We start from the raw sequence: 16,531 nt of genomic DNA on the forward strand, positions 1-16,531 counted from the left end.
CCTTAAGATCGCATACGGTCTTAAGGTTTTTTTCATAAATAGGAAGTATTATTGATACAATAATAGTAAAAGGATGGACAACATATGATTTCGTTTGAGAAAGTTACTGTAGAAAATGAAAGCGTTGTTAAAGAAATGTTTAAATCGCATAGTTTAGGTGAGAAAAAGGTACAGTATTGTGTGAAAGTTGATGATACATATATTGGTGTAATAGATTATAGTGTTCAAGAGGAACGAGCTGTTTTATCACAGCTAATTATTCATTTTGATTACCAAGGTTATGGTTATGGTACAAATACGTATTTTACATTTGAAGAAATGATGAAACAAAGAAATGTGAAAGAAATAAAAGTGCTACAAGAGGAATTGACAGAAAAAGCGCATTCTTTCATAGAGAGTTTTGGCTTTACTTCAGAAGATGGAGCGTATGTGAAGAAAATATAACGATGATTATTTATGCGATACAATAAATATAAGGCAGGTGGATGTATGACAATGACTTCTGGTCTTGTATTAATTGGAGGGTGCTTTATAGTAGCAGAACTATGTCATATAATCATTCGGAAAAGAATGAGTAAGAAAAGAAAGCCGTATGAATTACAATACGTCCCTGTCTTTTTCATTATATTTTGTATGCTTAGTACATTACAAAATATAATGAACTTTCCACCACTTGTGAATGTTTTTTTAAAGTTCGGTTTACTTTATAGTGGTGTTGGAATAGTACTTTTATTTATTTTATTTTGCATACGTTATATTCACTATCAATCGTATATATTTATTTTAAATTGGTTAAAGCAAGATGATAGAAACCGCCTTACATAAGGCGGTTTTTTTATTTGTGATTGTAACAGAACTTGTACATTTCACATAAAATAGGACGAGTAGCAATGCTAACATATTACAAGAAAGGGGCGGGGTAGTAAAATGAAACTTGTTATAGACGCAGGGCACGGTGGATATGATTCTGGTGCTGTTGGTAATGGCTTAGTAGAAAAAAACTTAACGCTTCAAATTGCTAGACGCGTTCGAGATATTTTAACGGTAAATTACCCAATTACAATTAAAATGACACGTGATAGTGACGTGTTTATTTCCTTATCGGAACGTGCTAATATTGCTAATGCTTTTGGTGCGGATTATTTTATTTCATTTCATATTAATAGCGGCGGGGGTACAGGTTTTGAAAGCTATATTTATAATGCGTTATCCAACAGCAGCACTGCATATGCAAAGCAACAAAAGATGCATACAGCAGTAAATCCTGTATTAACAAAATACGGTCTTCGTGATCGAGGAGCAAAAAAAGAAAATTATGCGGTATTAAGAGAAACCGCAATGGATGCAATTTTAACTGAGACTGCCTTTATTGATACAACGTTTGATGCAAATTTATTAAAGAATTCACAATTTATTGAAGATCTAAGTCAAGCGTATGCAAATGGAATAGCGGCTATTTTTGGAGTAGCTCCAAATCCACAACCTCCTAACCCACAACCGACACCTCAAACGAAGGGAATCGCTTATATCCTTGGGAAAAATGTAAATTTAAGAAATGGTCCATCAACTTCTTCCTCAGTTATTCGTCAATTAAATTCTCCAGAATCTTACGTTGTATATCAGGAAAGTAACGGATGGTTAGATTTGGGGAATGGACAATGGGTGTATAATGATCCTTCTTACATTAATTTTGTAAAGACAAGCAATAGTGATGGAAGTCCGATTGGGGTTGCATATATACAAGGGATGAATGTAAATTTAAGAAGTGGTCCATCAACTACATCTACAGTTATCCGTCAATTAAATCCTCCAGAATCTTATTTAGTATATATAAATGAAAATGGTTGGTTAAACCTTGGTGGAAATCAGTGGGTATATAATGATCCATCGTATATTAAGTATACTCAATATTAGGAATTAAAATGATAATGCAATATGGATGCGTATCTTTGTTATGTATAACTCAGATACGCATTGTAATAACAACATAAATTTTCATACTTATACACTATGTGTTAAAAAGAAACATTAGAAAAGCCAATAGAATCGAAATGGTATATATTAAAAAAGTTTTCTGATATACATTGACAATGTATGTAGTATACATTAATCTTTAATTGTTAATGATAATCGATTTCATCTAGGGAGGACATATGATACATACTAAAAAACTAATTATGTTCTGCATTATGATACTCATGGTTGTAATTGCAGGATGTAGTAAAGAAGAGAAAAAAGAAAATGATATATCAGCTAAAGCAAAAGATTCATATACGGTAAAGCATGCAATGGGCGAAACGACAGTAAATGGTACACCTAAAAAAGTTGTTGTTTTAACAAATGAAGGTGCAGAGGCTCTCCTAGCTGTGGGCGTAACGCCAGTGGGGACTACGAAACCACGTGCTGGTGATGAATGGTACCCTCATGTAGCGAAAGAGTTAAAAAATACGGAAGTTGTAGGAACTGAACGTGATATTAATTTAGAAGCAGTAATGAAGCTTAAGCCAGATTTAATTATCGGAAATAAAATGCGTCACGAAAAAATATATGATCAGCTAAAAGAAATCGCACCAACTGTTTATGCAGAAACATTACGCGGTGATTGGAAAGAAAACTTTACGCTTTATACAAAAGCTGTAAATAAAGAAAAAGAAGGGCAAAAAGCTCTTGATGATTATAAAAAACGTATTGAAGGAATGAAAGAGAAGTTAGGCGATAAATTGAATTCTAAAGTTTCTATTATTCGTTTCGTACCAGGTGATGTTCGTATTTATCAAAAAAACTCATTCTCGGGAGTTGTTTTAAATGATATTGGATTTAAACGACCACCATTACAAGATAAAGATGATTTTGCGATAAAAGGAATTACAAAAGAGCAAATTCCAAATATGGACGGAGACTACTTATTCTATTTCACGTCTGATAAAGATGCAGATAAGAATAATGAAGGAAATTCGTTAGCAAAGGAATGGACAGAAGATCCACTCTTTAAGCAACTACAGGCTTCTAAAAATAATAAAGTATTCCAAGTAGATGAAGTAATCTGGAATACAGCAGGCGGTATTAAAGCTGCGAACCTTATGTTAGATGATATTGAAAAATATTTCCTTAAATAAATGATAAAATACATCACTTTTACGAAGTGATGTATTTTTTGTTTGTTAAAATACAGAAAATTCCTTCTTCAAGGGTGACATAAGTTGTACAATAAAATCAATCATGTGATAAAGGAGTGGGGAAGAATGAAAGCTACTCATAAAGAGTGGATCTTGTTTAATGGGAGAATGATTAATACGAAGGAAGAACAGCCGATGGTCGCATTAGAAGAGCGCGGCTTCCAATTTGGTGATGGTATTTATGAAGTATTTAGACTATACGATGGCAAACCTCATTTATTAGATTTACATTTGGAACGATTCTTTAACTCTATGGCAGAAATAAAACTAATTCCACCATTTACGAAGGAAGAATTAGTGGAAGAGTTACATCAAATGATTGAAAAAAATCAATTTCAAGAAGATGGGAATGTATATTTACAAATATCAAGAGGCGCACAACCACGCAATCATGTATATGAATCAGATTTACAACCGACATATTTTGCAAATCTTGTTTCGTTCCCAAGACCAGTTGCTTCAATGAAGGCTGGGATTAAGGTAACGGTAGAAGAGGACATCAGGTGGAAGTTTTGCCATATAAAATCATTAAATCTTTTACCAAATATCATGATTAAAAATAAAATAAATGAACAAGGGTATCAAGAAGCAATATTAGTACGAGATGGCATTGTGACTGAAGGGTGTCATTCGAATTTCTTTATGGTGAAAAATAATAAATTGATTACACATCCGGCTGACAATTTCATTCTACAGGGCATTACGCGGCACTATGTTATTACATTAGCGAAAGAGTTACATATCGAAGTAGAGGAACGAGAGTTTTCATTACAAGAAGTATATGAGGCTGATGAGTGCTTCTTTACAGCGACGCCGCTTGAAATATTCCCAGTCGTTCAAATTGGTGATGAACAGTTTGGAAACGGCGAAAGAGGACCAATTACAAAGAAACTCCAAGTGGCATATGAAGAAAGTATTAGATTGTTTAAAGTTATGAACTAATATTGAAGAAAAAAGCTGGTATTCCTCCAGCTTTTTTCATGATATAATTCAAGCGTAGGACAAGATTTGAAAACGCTGTAAAAAGGGGATTTAATGTATGAATTATGAAGATTTTAAAGAAGTAATTCACGGAAGACGAAGTGTTAGAAAGTTCACAGAACAAGAAGTGTCTACTAATGATATAAAAGAAATAATTGATTGTGCTCGTTATGCACCGAGCGATACGAACTCACAAACGTGGGAATTCTTGGTCATTATGAACCGAGAGAAGATTAAAGAAATTGAACAAATGACATGGGATGCTTTACATAAACTTGCGGCAAAAGCAACAGACAATGGAGCAGAGAAAGCAGGGAAATTACTTACGCGTTCTTTCGGACCATATGCGACAGCTTTCTCTGAGGCACCAGTATTAATCGTATGCTTGGCAACACCATATGAATCAAAGTTTCGTGAAAAGATATTTGATCCCATTGCTTTTGTTCCAGATTCAGTTTGGGAAGAAGAAGGGATTAAGAGTAGCTGTTTAGCGGCACAAAACTTAATGTTAGCTGCACATGCAAAGGGACTTGGTACTTGTCCAATGACAGGGCCAGTATTGCTAGCTCAAGATGAACTGCGTCAATATTTACAAATTGAGCCTGAAAAACAAATAAATATGGTTATTTCACTCGGATTTCCGAAAGATAAGCCAAAAAAACTTCCAAGAAAAGAAGTAGAAGAAATCACAACATTTGTTTTTAAAGTGCAAAATAAAAAGACATTGGACATATCAATGTCTTTTTATTTTGGAGGGTATTATATCGATTTGTTGGGCTAAAATGATAAATAAGAAGGAATTACTATTTATTTCATAAAAAAATTAATGTTCTATTAAGGAAAGTATGATACATTAATCGTGAGCAAGCTTCTATATGTTCATAAAAGTTTTAAAAGTTGTCTTAAAATTTAAAAGTTATTTTTGTATAATAAATTATAATCAAATGACAGGGGGGATGAATTTTGAAAAAATTCATAATCACTGGATTGTCTGTATTGTTATTAGTAGGTTGCGGTGCTCCACAGGAAAAAGAGGACGCGCAATCAAAACAGGAAGAACAAGTTGTAAACGCAAGTGATGAGAATATGGTTGTATTTCCTGAAGGCGCAATGTCAATTGGAGAAGGGAAAGTAAAAGTTATTACTCCAGATGGTACTTCTGAAAATGGAAATATACCGACTGTATTCATCAAAAAGGATACTTTAATTCAGCAAGTTGAATTAGAACTTTCTAATTTTCAAAGTGATAAAGAAACATTCATATTTGTAGATCAAATGTATACAGATAAACATCAAGTAACTAGTACAACACAGACAACAGTACAATTAAAAGAAAAGACGCTGGAAACAGGTAGTCATACAATTACTGCAGTTCAGTATGAAAACAATGACCCGAAAGGAAAGGTTATTAGTTTTAATCAAGCAACATTTGAGACAAAGCCTGCGTCTTAATCAGAATAAAAAGTACATTACTCAAAAAAGTAGTGTGCTTTTTTGTTTGGATGGAATGGTGTAATAGGGAATAATTTATTTCGTTTTCTAGTACGATTAAGCAGTAAGGAATCACTTGTTACTACTATGATGGAGAAAGAGGTTGAAGGTATGAATCGATATGTTCGTATCTTCTTGATTAGTATAATCATGTCAGTAATTTGGTTTACTATACAAGATGTTAATCAACTTACGTTTAATTATCAAACTTATGACTTGTTAATGGGAAGTATATGTTTTGTCATTGTGTGCCTGTTTTATGATAAACTTTGATTAAGATAAGTTTTACAAGAAAAATGTAGGTATTTCATTTGAAATGTCGAATAGTACATACGATGTCGTAATAACAAATTTTCTATTGTTTACTGTGAAACAGGAGAAGGGGAGATAGTAGTTATGAAACGAGCTCTTATTAATATTGATTATACATATGATTTTGTAGCGGAAAAAGGCGCTTTAACTTGCGGAAAACCAGGTCAAGAAATCGAACAGGAAATTGTACATATAACGAAGCAATATATTGAAAATGGAGATTACGTAGTGTTTGCAATTGATAAACATGAAGAAAATGATGAATATCATCCCGAAGCGAAATTATTCCCTCCTCATAATATAGCAGGTACAAATGGTAGAGACTTATTCGGTGAGTTACAAGAAGTATACGAAACATATAAAAATGCTGAGAATGTATATTATATGGATAAAACGCGATACAGTGCGTTTGCTGGAACAGATTTAGAGATGAAGTTAAGAGAAAGAGGAATAGAAGAAGTTCATCTTGTAGGTGTTTGTACTGATATTTGCGTTCTTCATACAGCAGTAGATGCGTATAATAAAGGATTTAAAATTGTTGTTTATGAAAAGGCAGTTGCATCTTTTAATGCGCAAGGGCATGAATTTGCACTTGGACATTTTAAATCTTGTTTACATGCAGAAGTGAAATGAAAAAGAGGCCTTTAAAAAGGTCTCTTTTTTGCGTTTAAACCGAGACGACATTTTGCTCAATTAATTTTTTTATGAATGGACTAATATTTTGTGGTAGCTCATTTAAATTAAAAAACTGTACATGTAATGATTCGACTCCATCAGCTCTTAGCAAGCCACCTGTAATATCTTTGCAAAGGTAAGCGATTGTTATAGGGTAAAATTCATCTCCGTTCGGTAATTTCACAAAAAATTCTTTACCTGAAAACACACTTACTAGCTGAAGTGTACCAATTTCAATTCCTGTTTCTTCAAGTACTTCTCGTCTTCCAGCTTCTTCTGTTGATTCACCAAGTTCCACAAAACCTCCTGGGACACCCCACATGCCATTTCGCCTTTGTTGTAGTAATATTTGTCCTTGTTCATTGAAAACAGCTACCGCAACGCCTGCTAAATTGAGTGGCCTTGATCCGACAACTTCTCTAAGTTCTTCGATATACCCCATTGTATGTAACCTCCGTAAGGAAAAATAAAAGCATATAAACTATTCGTTATGATATAAATATATTCCTCTTTATAAGGACGAGAGATGTCAAATATCGCATGTGTTATATTTGGTAAAATATACATCAAAAAAGGTCAAATGAAAACTTTGACCTTTTTTGACCAAATGCTATAATAAAGACAGAAAGAGATAATTTTTCATTCATAAATAATAAGGAGGAAAAAAATATGCGTAATTTATTTCCAGAGATAACAAAACGTCAAAATGGTATTTTTGATTTTGGGCCTTCTTTATTAGAAGGGATGACAGATGCTTTTTTTAAACCGATGAACATGGATACCTTTAAAGTAGATGTTCATGAACAATCTGATAAATATACTGTGAAAGCAGATTTACCAGGTTTTCAAAAAGAAAACATTCAAGTTGATTTTGAACAAGATGTATTAACGATTCAAGCAACGAATCATAATGAAGTAGAAGAAAAAAATGAGAACGGCACATATATTCGTAAGGAGCGTTCTATAGGTTCTGTAACTCGACGCTTTAGTTTTAAACAAGTTGAGGGAGAAAATGTTAGAGCAAATTATAAAGATGGCGTACTGACAATTGAATTACCAAAATTGGAAGAAGAAAAAAACAGTAAGACAACAATTAATATCGAATAAAAGAGCTGATGAATTCAGCTCTTTTTTGTACTTAATTAATTCGTTGAAATCGTAATGAGTAGAATAAAGTTTTGATATTAAAAAATTCACTATTAACTCCCCTTAAATTATTAAAAAGGGTATATTTAAAGGAAGAGGAAAAAGAACATCTAGACATACTGTTTAAAGTGAATTAGTAATAGAGTCAAAATACATAGTAAGGGTAGTGGCATTTTTAATTAGGATAATAGATTTCCCTAAAAAAATTAGATGATTATGAATTTTTTATTAGTAAGGAAGTGGTTAAATGAGCTTATTAACGTATACTGAAGAATTTTTTAATTATGTAAGGGAGTTTTTACTTTTAAGATTTTTGCTATTTGCTTTAGTTTTAATCATTATTTCGTTTGTAATAAACCGTATTATTGATTGGTTTTTTAGGAAATCAAGCTTTTTTGATGAAGAGGTAGAGCAGACGATTCAAAGTGTAATTCGATCTATTTTTAGATATATCATTATCATCAGTCTTATCATATATTTAATTAGCCAATTTGTAGATATAAAAAGTATTATTGCAGGTGCAGGGATAGCTGGAGTTGTCATCGGTTTTGCTGCACAACAGATGTTAAAAGATGTTATATTAGGCTTTGCAAGATTAGCGGACAAAGAGTTTCGGGTTGGCGATTTTGTAACTTTTAACGGAACAAATTCAGGAACTATTGAAGAGATTAGTATTCGTTTTATGCAAATACGTGAATGGTCAGGAAAATTACTTACCATCCCACACGGAGAGATTAGAACGATACAAAATTTTAATAAAGGATGGATGCGTGTAATTGAACGCATCACGGTAAGTTATCAGGAAGATCCAACAAGAGTGAAGGAATTGTTAGAAGAAGTATGTGTTATATGCAATGAAAAATTGGATCAAACTCTTTATAGAGTAGAGGATGAGGCTGTTGAACCATTTAAATACGTCGGTGTTACAGACTTAAATCCTAACCTGAAATATGTTGGCTATGAATTTTGTATTACAGGTTTAATAAAGCCAGAAGATTATTTTGAAACTTCTAGACAAGTAAAATTTGAATTAATGTCTATATTCCATAAGAATCAAGTGCAAATGCCGGCAGCGAATATGGTTGTTACTACTGAAAGTTTACAGCATATTCATGGTGGACAATCTTTATCGGACAGCTAAAGAAGAATAATTTCAACAAGGGGTGTAGTTTCGCTGCTAAAGTTTGAAAAAATAATAAAATGATTGAGGAAAAAGAGCTGAAGGAATTTAGCTCTTTTTTATTTATAGAATTTAGAAATTTCTTAATGTTATAATTGTAGTTGGTGATGAGAATGAACTTTGAAGAAAAAGAGATGCATCGTTTAGAAGCATTAAAAGAAATTGCTGAATTATTAAATGAAGCAACAAACTTACAGGATATGTTAGAAAAAGTGTTACATACATTGTTACAAGTTATGAATTTACAAACAGGGTGGATATTCTTTATTGATGAAAGTGGGAAGCACAGCATGCTTGTAGACGAAAATTTACCAGAGGCTCTTACTTGGCAAGAGAAGAAGCCGATGTGTGAAGGAAACTGTTGGTGTGTAGAACGTTTTGTGAATGGGAGATTGGAAAAAGCGACTAATATTATTGAATGTAAGCGAATAGAAGATGCAATTGAATGTAATTGGGGAGAGACAGAAGATGTTACACATCATGCGACAATTCCGCTTAGGTCTGGATCAGAAAAATTCGGTCTACTAAATGTGGCTGCCCCTCATAAGACTCATTTTTCAGAGGAAGAGTTAGCGTTATTAGAATCAATTGCATTTCAAATTGGAACGACAATACAACGTATTCAATTAGTTGAGAAAGAACGTAAATATGTTGTGGTAGCGGAAAGAAATCGACTTGCACGTGATTTACATGATTCAGTAAAACAATTGTTATTTTCTATTATGCTAACAGCAAAAGGTACTTTGAATATGACGCAAGATAGAGAATTGCAAGAGATGTTAAGTTATATTGGAGAATTATCACAAGAAGCATTACAAGAGATGACGCTATTAATTTGGCAATTAAGACCTGAAGGATTAGAGAAAGGATTAGCAGAAGCAATTCAAAATTACGGGAAGTTGTTAGGAGTTCAAGTGGAAGTTCGAATTGATGGGATGGTTTCAATTGGGGATGAAATAGAAGAAGTTTTATGGCGTATTAGCCAAGAGGCGCTACATAATTGTAAAAAGCATGCTTCGTGTGAAAAGGTATATGTTCTTTTAAAAATAGAAAATAACCAGTTATATTTTTACATAGAAGATAATGGAATAGGGTTTATACAAGAGCAAGTAAGGGAGTCAGCACTTGGCCTGAAAAGTATGAAGGAACGTATTCAGTTAATGAAGGGATCGTTTCAAATTATAACAGAGCTGAGAAAGGGTACAAAAATAGAAATTCAATTGCCGATTTGAAGGGGAGAATAAGGTTGAAAATTAAATTGCTATTAGTTGAGGATCATCATATCGTTCGAAGAGGACTTGTATTCTTTTTGAAAACGAGAGAAGAATTTGAAATTATTGGGGAAGCGGAAAATGGCGAAGAGGCATTACATTTCGTGCAAAAAGAAAAACCAGATGTCGTACTAATGGATGTATCAATGCCGAAAATGGATGGAATTGAGGCGACAAAACGTCTAAAGCAATACGATGAGACGATAAAGATACTTATATTAAGTAGTTTTTCAGAGCAAGATTATGTTATACCAGCACTTGAAGCTGGAGCAGATGGTTATCAATTAAAAGAAGTACAACCTGAGCAACTTGTCGCTTCTATTATTGCAGTACATCAAGGAAATGCAAATTTTCACCCGAAAGTAACACCTGCATTAATGGGGCGTTCCACAGTAAAGAAGGAAATAGAAAATCCTTTTTCAATGTTAACGAAAAGAGAGCAAGAGGTACTTCGTGAAATTGCGAAAGGAAGAAGCAACAAGGAGATTGCAGCAGAACTTCATATTACAGAACAAACTGTGAAAACACACGTTTCAAACGTTTTAGCTAAATTGGAAGTGGATGATCGTACGCAAGCCGCATTATACGCAGTGAAACATGGGGAGAATTATTCATAAGTATGAATAATTCTGTTATATCGTATGACAGAATACATAGGAGCAATTAAAATTTATAGTAATCCCTAATATAGGTTTTTCTTCTTTCAATAATTAGGTACAATAAAGTGAAACTCTAATCAGTGGGGGACCATCCCCACTGATAATTAGTTAAACTAATCGATTTTTACAGGATAAAGCTACGATGGAAGGGGAGGATATGCTATGCCTGGTACAAGAAGTGGGATTGGAAAGATTCAGGCTTCGTTAAATGGTTTATCACCGAAATTGCGAAGTATTGCCGAACATATTTTGAAACATCCACAAGATGTTGTACATAAATCTATTACAGAATTAGCTGAAGTTACGAATAGTTCCGAAGCTACGATATTCCGCTTATGTAAACACCTTGGTTTGCAAGGTTTTCAAGATTTAAAGATTACATTAGCCCGTGAAATTGTACATACACCAATGCAAAATATTCATGAAGAGGTATCAGCAGAAGATAGTATGGTAACTGTTGCTAAAAAAGTTTTTCATTCGCATATTACAGGACTGCAAGATACTTTACATTTGCTAAATGAAACAGCACTTGAGCAGGCTGTACGAGCCTTGCAAGAAGCAAGTCGAATTGAGTTTTATGGAAATGGTGGCTCTGGTATTATTGCGATGGATGCGTATCATAAGTTTATGAGAACGGGTATTTCTTGTATCGCTCATACTGATTCGCATTTTCAAATTATGGGAGCAGGTTTACTCTCGAAAAATTCAGTTGTTATTGGCATTTCTCACTCTGGTAGCAATAAAGGATTACTTGAAGCATTAGAAGTAGCGAAAGCAAGAGGGGCCAAAATTATTGCGATTACGAGCTATAAGAAATCAGCATTAAGTCAACTTGCTGATATAACGTTATATACATCAACACGTGAGACTGAGTTCCGCACAGAAGCAAGTTCATCACGATTAGCACAGTTAAGCTTATTAGATACTTTGTATGTAGGGTTGTCGTTGCAGCGACAAGAGGAAACGCTAAAAAATTTACAAAGTATACGTGAAACGATTTCGATGAAGCGAATATAAAAAAAGCTCTTCAAATGAAGAGCTTTCAGACTGTAGACAAACTATTTTTGGAGAGTTCAGATGCTAAAAAAATAGTTTGTCTCTTGTTTTATTGATAATTTATCCAATGACATTTATACGTAGTGCTTTCTATATTACAATTTACTATAAGCGAGGAAGGTGTCTTATGAAAATATCCGTTTATGTTGCAAGTGCATTTAGCAAGGATAATAAAGGTGGAAATAAAGCAGGAGTGGTATTTATAGAGAATACATTGACTACTACTCAAAAAATGGAAATAGCCAAACGACTGGGCTATGCGGAAACCGCATTTATATCAGAATCTGAAATTGCTGATTATAAATTTGAGTATTTTACACCAAAAGAAGAAGTTGATTTATGTGGTCATGCCACAATCGGCTCTTTCACGATACTGATGCATTTAAATAAAATTTTCAAGAATCGCTATACGATTGAAACGAACAGCGGTGTTCTTGCTATTACCATAAAAGATGACATTATATTCATGGAACAAAACAAACCGATATTCTATGATGTTGTATCTCCAAACGAGTTCATCGACTGTTTTGACATTAAAGATATAGGCAATAATTACCCAATTCAAATTGTCTCCACGGGCTTAAAAGATATTTTAATTCCTATAAAAAGCGAAACACAATTACATACACTGCAACCTAACTTTGAAAAAATTAAAGAAATCAGCAAGTATTATAATGTTGTCGGGATGCATCTATACACTTTTAATGACAATCGAATTATATGCAGAAATTTTGCTCCACTATACGATATCAATGAAGAAGCAGCGACTGGAACTTCAAACGGTGCATTAGCTTGCTACCTTTATGAACAGCACTACTTGCAAAAAGAAGTTTATGTATTTGAACAAGGTTATTCTTTACACTCGCCTTCTGAAATATTAGTTAAATTAGCAACCAATAGCAAAAATAAAATAGAAAAAGTTTATGTTGGTGGCAAAGGCTATTACTGTGAAACTAAGTGTTTAAATGTAGAAAATATTGAGTGAAGAGCTTTTTTTATCAATGAGAAGTTTGTTAATTTATTTTCTTTTCTTTTCTTTTAGAAATGTATGACTTACTTATAGTCAGTGATAAACTCTCATTTTTTAAAATTTAAAATAAAGACCGATTTGTGTAATAATTCAAGTATTGTTCATAATTTCACAAACTGTTTATGAAGTGTCATGTTATGATGAAGATGTAATGATGATTGAACACTTAAATTTGGTACAATAACTAGCCAAAGTAGTGAGGAAAGTAGTTGTGAGATAAACTCATTAAAACGCTAAAACACTAAAGGGGAGATCACATATGAAAGCGGTAGTGGTTAATAAAAACAGCAAAGCAAACATCGAAGTGATTGAAAAAGAATTACGTCCGTTACGCTCAGGCGAAGCGTTAGTAGATGTAGAGTATTGTGGAGTTTGCCACACTGATTTACACGTTGCGAATCATGATTTTGGTAACACTGATGGCCGTATTCTTGGTCATGAGGGTGTAGGTATTGTTACGAAAATAGCTGATGATGTTACTTCACTAAACATAGGTGATCGTGTAAGTATTGCATGGATGTTCCAATCTTGTGGACGTTGTGAATATTGCGTAACTGGTAGAGAAACATTTTGCCGTGAAGTTAAAAACGCTGGTTATTCAGTAGATGGTGGTATGGCTGAACAATGTATCGTTACAGCTGATTATGCAGTGAAAGTACCAGAAGGATTAGATCCTGCTCAAGCATCATCCATTACATGTGCTGGTGTAACTACATATAAAGCTATTAAAGTATCAGATATTAAACCTGGTCAACCTATTGTAATCTATGGCTGCGGTGGATTAGGTAACTTAGCTATCCAATATGCTAAAAATGTATTTGGTGCAAAGGTAATCGCAGTAGACATTAATGACGACAAATTAGCCTTAGCGAAAGAAGTTGGTGCTGATATGACTATCAATCCAATTTCTCAAGGTCCTGCTGATAAAATTGTTCAGGAGGAGTTTGGTGGCGCTTATGCGGCTGTAGTAACAGCAGTCTCTAAAGTAGCCTTTAACTCAGCAGTTGATGCAGTACGTGCTTGCGGTAAAGTAGTTGCAGTAGGGCTACCAGTAGAAACTATGGATTTAAACATTCCACGACTTGTACTGGATGGAATTGAAGTAGTTGGTTCTCTAGTCGGTACTCGTAAGGACTTAGAAGAGGCATTTATGTTCGGGGCAGAAGGAAAAGTAGTGCCGGTTGTTCAAACTTGTTCTCTAGATAAAGTACAAAATGTATTCGAAGAAATGGAACAAGGTAGAATTCAAGGGCGCATGGTAATTGATTTTAAACAGTATAATTGTAATTGCAAATAATTCACTTTAAATATAAAAAGCATGAGTCTAGCAAAGGACATGTAAAAAAGTTAGACGGCATAAAAAGATGATCCCTGTATTCAATAGGGATCATCTTCTTTATATTCCACTAATACCAATACCAATGCCGATTAACGAGGAATGATTAAAGGTTCACTTTATTTGCAAACGAAAAAGAATCTTTATGTTTAACAAATTTTTTATGATCTGGAACGGTTTGAATTGCTGCAATTTGCGAATCTCTTGCTTTCAGTGCATCTTGAATCCCGATGGTCATAAGCTTAATAAATAGAATCGTAATAAAGAATGAAGCGAGAGTATAAAAAATAATCCACCATGAAAGATTCATTTCATTACGATTTAATCCAATAAGGCCTGCCCAATCATTAGATAGAGAAACAGGTTTGAGCACTCCGTCATAGAGTTCACGCATTTGTATCCCGCCAATTACAATGTTAAGCAACGCTAAATGGATAACGAGTATGAGTGTTTGGACGATATGTTCCATAAATAATACAAATAAGCGGTCAAGTAATAAGACTCGTAAGTGTTTTTTGATAATATGAAAACGGCTAGCACCCAGTAATTGTGAACTTAAGATGTAATCTCGTTTCATAAATTCATCAACTTCTGAGGATATGTATAAAGAAAGTGTAGGTAGAGCGACGAAAATAAGTACGAGTACTTGATAAAACGTAAATGAAACATTTGGATCTACCCCATCAGCATTTGATGTGATTACAATATTAACGGGCGTGATGAGTATGAATGCGATAAATAGAGTTGGAATATAATAAAAAACTTCTGAGCATGACTGGAAAAATCCCTTGAGTTTTGGAGCAAATAAACTTAAGAGGATTCCTATACATGTTCCGCATAAAATTCGAAAGAAGCTAATTGCCACGGCTAATAAAATAGTGAATTTTGCTCCTTCTACAATTTGTAAGAAAACAGACTCTCCAAAACGATCAGATCCAAAAGGTGGAATTAACGATGGCGGAAAGGGAGCCTTTCCAAGTAATTCGTTATTTTCATTGTAAAGTAACTGAGGAGGTTTTGGGATGTTATCTTTAAAGAACCAACTATAAATAAAACTAGCTGAAATAAGTATGAATAAATAAGTAAAGCCGATTAAAAAGCGTTTTGATTTCCAAATAGATTTCATAATGATACTCCTTTCAATTGCTTTTTCCATCTATTCATCATGAATGAGATTATTTGGAAAATGGCGTAAAACGGTAAAATAATCATAACAAGTATGATAAATGCAGCTGGAGGTGAAACAAACGCCTTATTAAATAAAAATTGAATAATGCCTTCCATATTAAAAACAAATTCTAAAATGAATAAATTAGAAAGTAAGAAAACAAAAATCGTTTTTAAATGGTGGAAGAAGTGGATAGATATATTTTTGAATAAATGAATGCATAGTATATAACTTGATGAAAGGCCTTTTCCATATGCAACCTCTACGTAATGTTTTCCTTGTTCTTCTTTTATGTATAACACCATCATCCGAAACATTTGTAATGTAGGTAAGACAGCTAATGATAAAATAGGGAGTAAATAAGCTCGATTTTCATTAAAAGAAATAATAGTGACAGGAGATTCCCCGAATTTCTGAAGTACCCATATGAAAAATATTTGCAAACAAATCATCATCATCATATCAGGGACAGCTTCTAATATGAACACAATTCGGTTTATCCATTTTTTTATATAATCTTTTGCTAAAAAATAAAAAAATGCCATGCTAGATGATAAAAAGAGAGCAAGAAAAAAGGCTGAAAATAATATAGTAAATGAATATAGGTAAGGTTCTAAAACAGTTGGAAATAATGGTGTTTTTTTGAAATGGCCAAACTTCGGGTCGGATCCTATAATCACTAATGATTCAGGGGAGAAGACCTGTTTTAACATGGTAACGATCTGATTAAAAAAATAAATTGGTTGAAAGGTAAATCCTTGTTGAGTGATAAATAAATAAGGTAAATTTAATAATAGTAAGAGTGATAAAAGAATTGATGAAAGCTTAATTGTGAATTGAGATATTGTATTTAACATTAAATCCCTCCGACATCTTTTTACAACATTATACAATAAATTCTATATTATTGTTTTATTTTTCTGAAAAATAAAAATACTGTTGGATTTTATAGTATGCAAGATATATTTACAAGATAAAAAAGTAATAGTAGGGGCCGCGCTCTATTTTTATCAAGACAAAAGGACTAGTGAACTTAAAACAATAAACAAG

General features: G+C 33.3%; 17 protein-coding genes and 1 pseudogene. 15 read left to right on the top strand and 3 right to left on the bottom strand.

All coding sequences use genetic code 11. The features are described 5' to 3' along the window. The first annotated feature begins 84 nt into the window (after positions 1 to 84). From JFU02_RS30540 to JFU02_RS30575, 8 genes and pseudogenes are all read left to right on the top strand, one after another. Positions 85 to 444: a GNAT family N-acetyltransferase gene (locus JFU02_RS30540; protein ID WP_000622687.1), complete on the top strand. Its 360-nt coding sequence runs from the start codon at positions 85 to 87 to the stop codon at positions 442 to 444. Positions 445 to 495: 51 nt separating this feature from the next. Continuing rightward, positions 496 to 825 (top strand): hypothetical protein, encoded by a 330-nt coding sequence (locus JFU02_RS30545; RefSeq protein ID WP_000200463.1) that lies wholly within the window; start codon positions 496 to 498, stop codon positions 823 to 825. A 102-nt stretch (positions 826 to 927) separates the two neighbouring features. Continuing rightward, complete coding sequence (locus tag JFU02_RS30550; RefSeq protein WP_097960466.1) at positions 928 to 1,914, top strand: N-acetylmuramoyl-L-alanine amidase; 987 nt, start codon at positions 928 to 930, stop codon at positions 1,912 to 1,914. 239 nt (positions 1,915 to 2,153) lie between these two features. Further along, entirely contained in the window at positions 2,154 to 3,116 is a 963-nt protein-coding gene (locus tag JFU02_RS30555; RefSeq protein ID WP_000581983.1) for an ABC transporter substrate-binding protein, read from the top strand. Positions 3,117 to 3,242: 126 nt separating this feature from the next. Continuing rightward, positions 3,243 to 4,118 carry a D-amino-acid transaminase gene (gene dat, locus JFU02_RS30560; RefSeq protein ID WP_000648395.1) on the top strand — a complete coding sequence of 292 codons (876 nt, stop codon included), beginning with the start codon at positions 3,243 to 3,245 and terminating at the stop codon, positions 4,116 to 4,118. Positions 4,119 to 4,215: 97 nt separating this feature from the next. Then, a pseudogene (locus JFU02_RS30565) lies at positions 4,216 to 4,860 on the top strand (nitroreductase family protein); the annotation flags it as partial. A gap of 260 nt (positions 4,861 to 5,120) precedes the next feature. Beyond that, positions 5,121 to 5,609, top strand: a complete 489-nt coding sequence (locus tag JFU02_RS30570) for a putative periplasmic lipoprotein (RefSeq protein WP_000713494.1) — start codon at positions 5,121 to 5,123, stop codon at positions 5,607 to 5,609. A gap of 435 nt (positions 5,610 to 6,044) precedes the next feature. Then, positions 6,045 to 6,593 (top strand): cysteine hydrolase family protein, encoded by a 549-nt coding sequence (locus JFU02_RS30575; protein ID WP_000816791.1) that lies wholly within the window; start codon positions 6,045 to 6,047, stop codon positions 6,591 to 6,593. Positions 6,594 to 6,627: 34 nt separating this feature from the next. Here the strand turns inward: JFU02_RS30575 and JFU02_RS30580 are convergent, their stop codons facing one another. After that, positions 6,628 to 7,077: an NUDIX hydrolase gene (locus JFU02_RS30580; RefSeq protein ID WP_000540505.1), complete on the bottom strand. Its 450-nt coding sequence runs from the start codon at positions 7,075 to 7,077 to the stop codon at positions 6,628 to 6,630. A gap of 227 nt (positions 7,078 to 7,304) precedes the next feature. On the opposite strand from JFU02_RS30580, the gene JFU02_RS30585 reads away from it, so the two are divergent. From JFU02_RS30585 to adhP, 7 genes are all read left to right on the top strand, one after another. Beyond that, on the top strand, positions 7,305 to 7,742 hold the full coding sequence (locus JFU02_RS30585; RefSeq protein WP_001245058.1) for an Hsp20/alpha crystallin family protein: 438 nt from the start codon (positions 7,305 to 7,307) through the stop codon (positions 7,740 to 7,742). 286 nt (positions 7,743 to 8,028) lie between these two features. Further along, on the top strand, positions 8,029 to 8,922 hold the full coding sequence (locus tag JFU02_RS30590) for a mechanosensitive ion channel family protein (RefSeq protein WP_097960468.1): 894 nt from the start codon (positions 8,029 to 8,031) through the stop codon (positions 8,920 to 8,922). Positions 8,923 to 9,074: 152 nt separating this feature from the next. After that, the gene (gene casK / locus JFU02_RS30595) at positions 9,075 to 10,193 is read left to right on the top strand and encodes a two-component system sensor histidine kinase CasK (protein WP_061665979.1); all 1,119 of its coding nucleotides are present in this window, start codon (positions 9,075 to 9,077) and stop codon (positions 10,191 to 10,193) included. A gap of 14 nt (positions 10,194 to 10,207) precedes the next feature. Then, on the top strand, positions 10,208 to 10,849 hold the full coding sequence (gene casR / locus JFU02_RS30600) for a two-component system response regulator CasR (protein ID WP_000694624.1): 642 nt from the start codon (positions 10,208 to 10,210) through the stop codon (positions 10,847 to 10,849). 204 nt (positions 10,850 to 11,053) lie between these two features. Continuing rightward, on the top strand, positions 11,054 to 11,908 hold the full coding sequence (locus JFU02_RS30605; protein ID WP_001119645.1) for a MurR/RpiR family transcriptional regulator: 855 nt from the start codon (positions 11,054 to 11,056) through the stop codon (positions 11,906 to 11,908). A 166-nt stretch (positions 11,909 to 12,074) separates the two neighbouring features. Beyond that, the gene (locus tag JFU02_RS30610; RefSeq protein ID WP_061665980.1) at positions 12,075 to 12,932 is read left to right on the top strand and encodes a PhzF family phenazine biosynthesis protein; all 858 of its coding nucleotides are present in this window, start codon (positions 12,075 to 12,077) and stop codon (positions 12,930 to 12,932) included. A gap of 304 nt (positions 12,933 to 13,236) precedes the next feature. Further along, entirely contained in the window at positions 13,237 to 14,274 is a 1,038-nt protein-coding gene (gene adhP, locus JFU02_RS30615; protein WP_201072091.1) for an alcohol dehydrogenase AdhP, read from the top strand. Between the two features lie 145 nt (positions 14,275 to 14,419). Here the strand turns inward: adhP and JFU02_RS30620 are convergent, their stop codons facing one another. Further along, positions 14,420 to 15,439 carry an ABC transporter permease gene (locus JFU02_RS30620; RefSeq protein WP_061665981.1) on the bottom strand — a complete coding sequence of 340 codons (1,020 nt, stop codon included), beginning with the start codon at positions 15,437 to 15,439 and terminating at the stop codon, positions 14,420 to 14,422. Next, complete coding sequence (locus JFU02_RS30625) at positions 15,436 to 16,338, bottom strand: ABC transporter permease subunit (RefSeq protein ID WP_000935303.1); 903 nt, start codon at positions 16,336 to 16,338, stop codon at positions 15,436 to 15,438. The genes JFU02_RS30620 and JFU02_RS30625 overlap by 4 nt, the downstream gene beginning before the upstream one ends. Between the last annotated feature and the right edge of the window lie 193 nt (positions 16,339 to 16,531).

Source organism: Bacillus sp. TH13, assembly GCF_016651175.1.
In the GTDB taxonomy this organism is placed as follows: domain Bacteria; phylum Bacillota; class Bacilli; order Bacillales; family Bacillaceae_G; genus Bacillus_A; species Bacillus_A thuringiensis_S.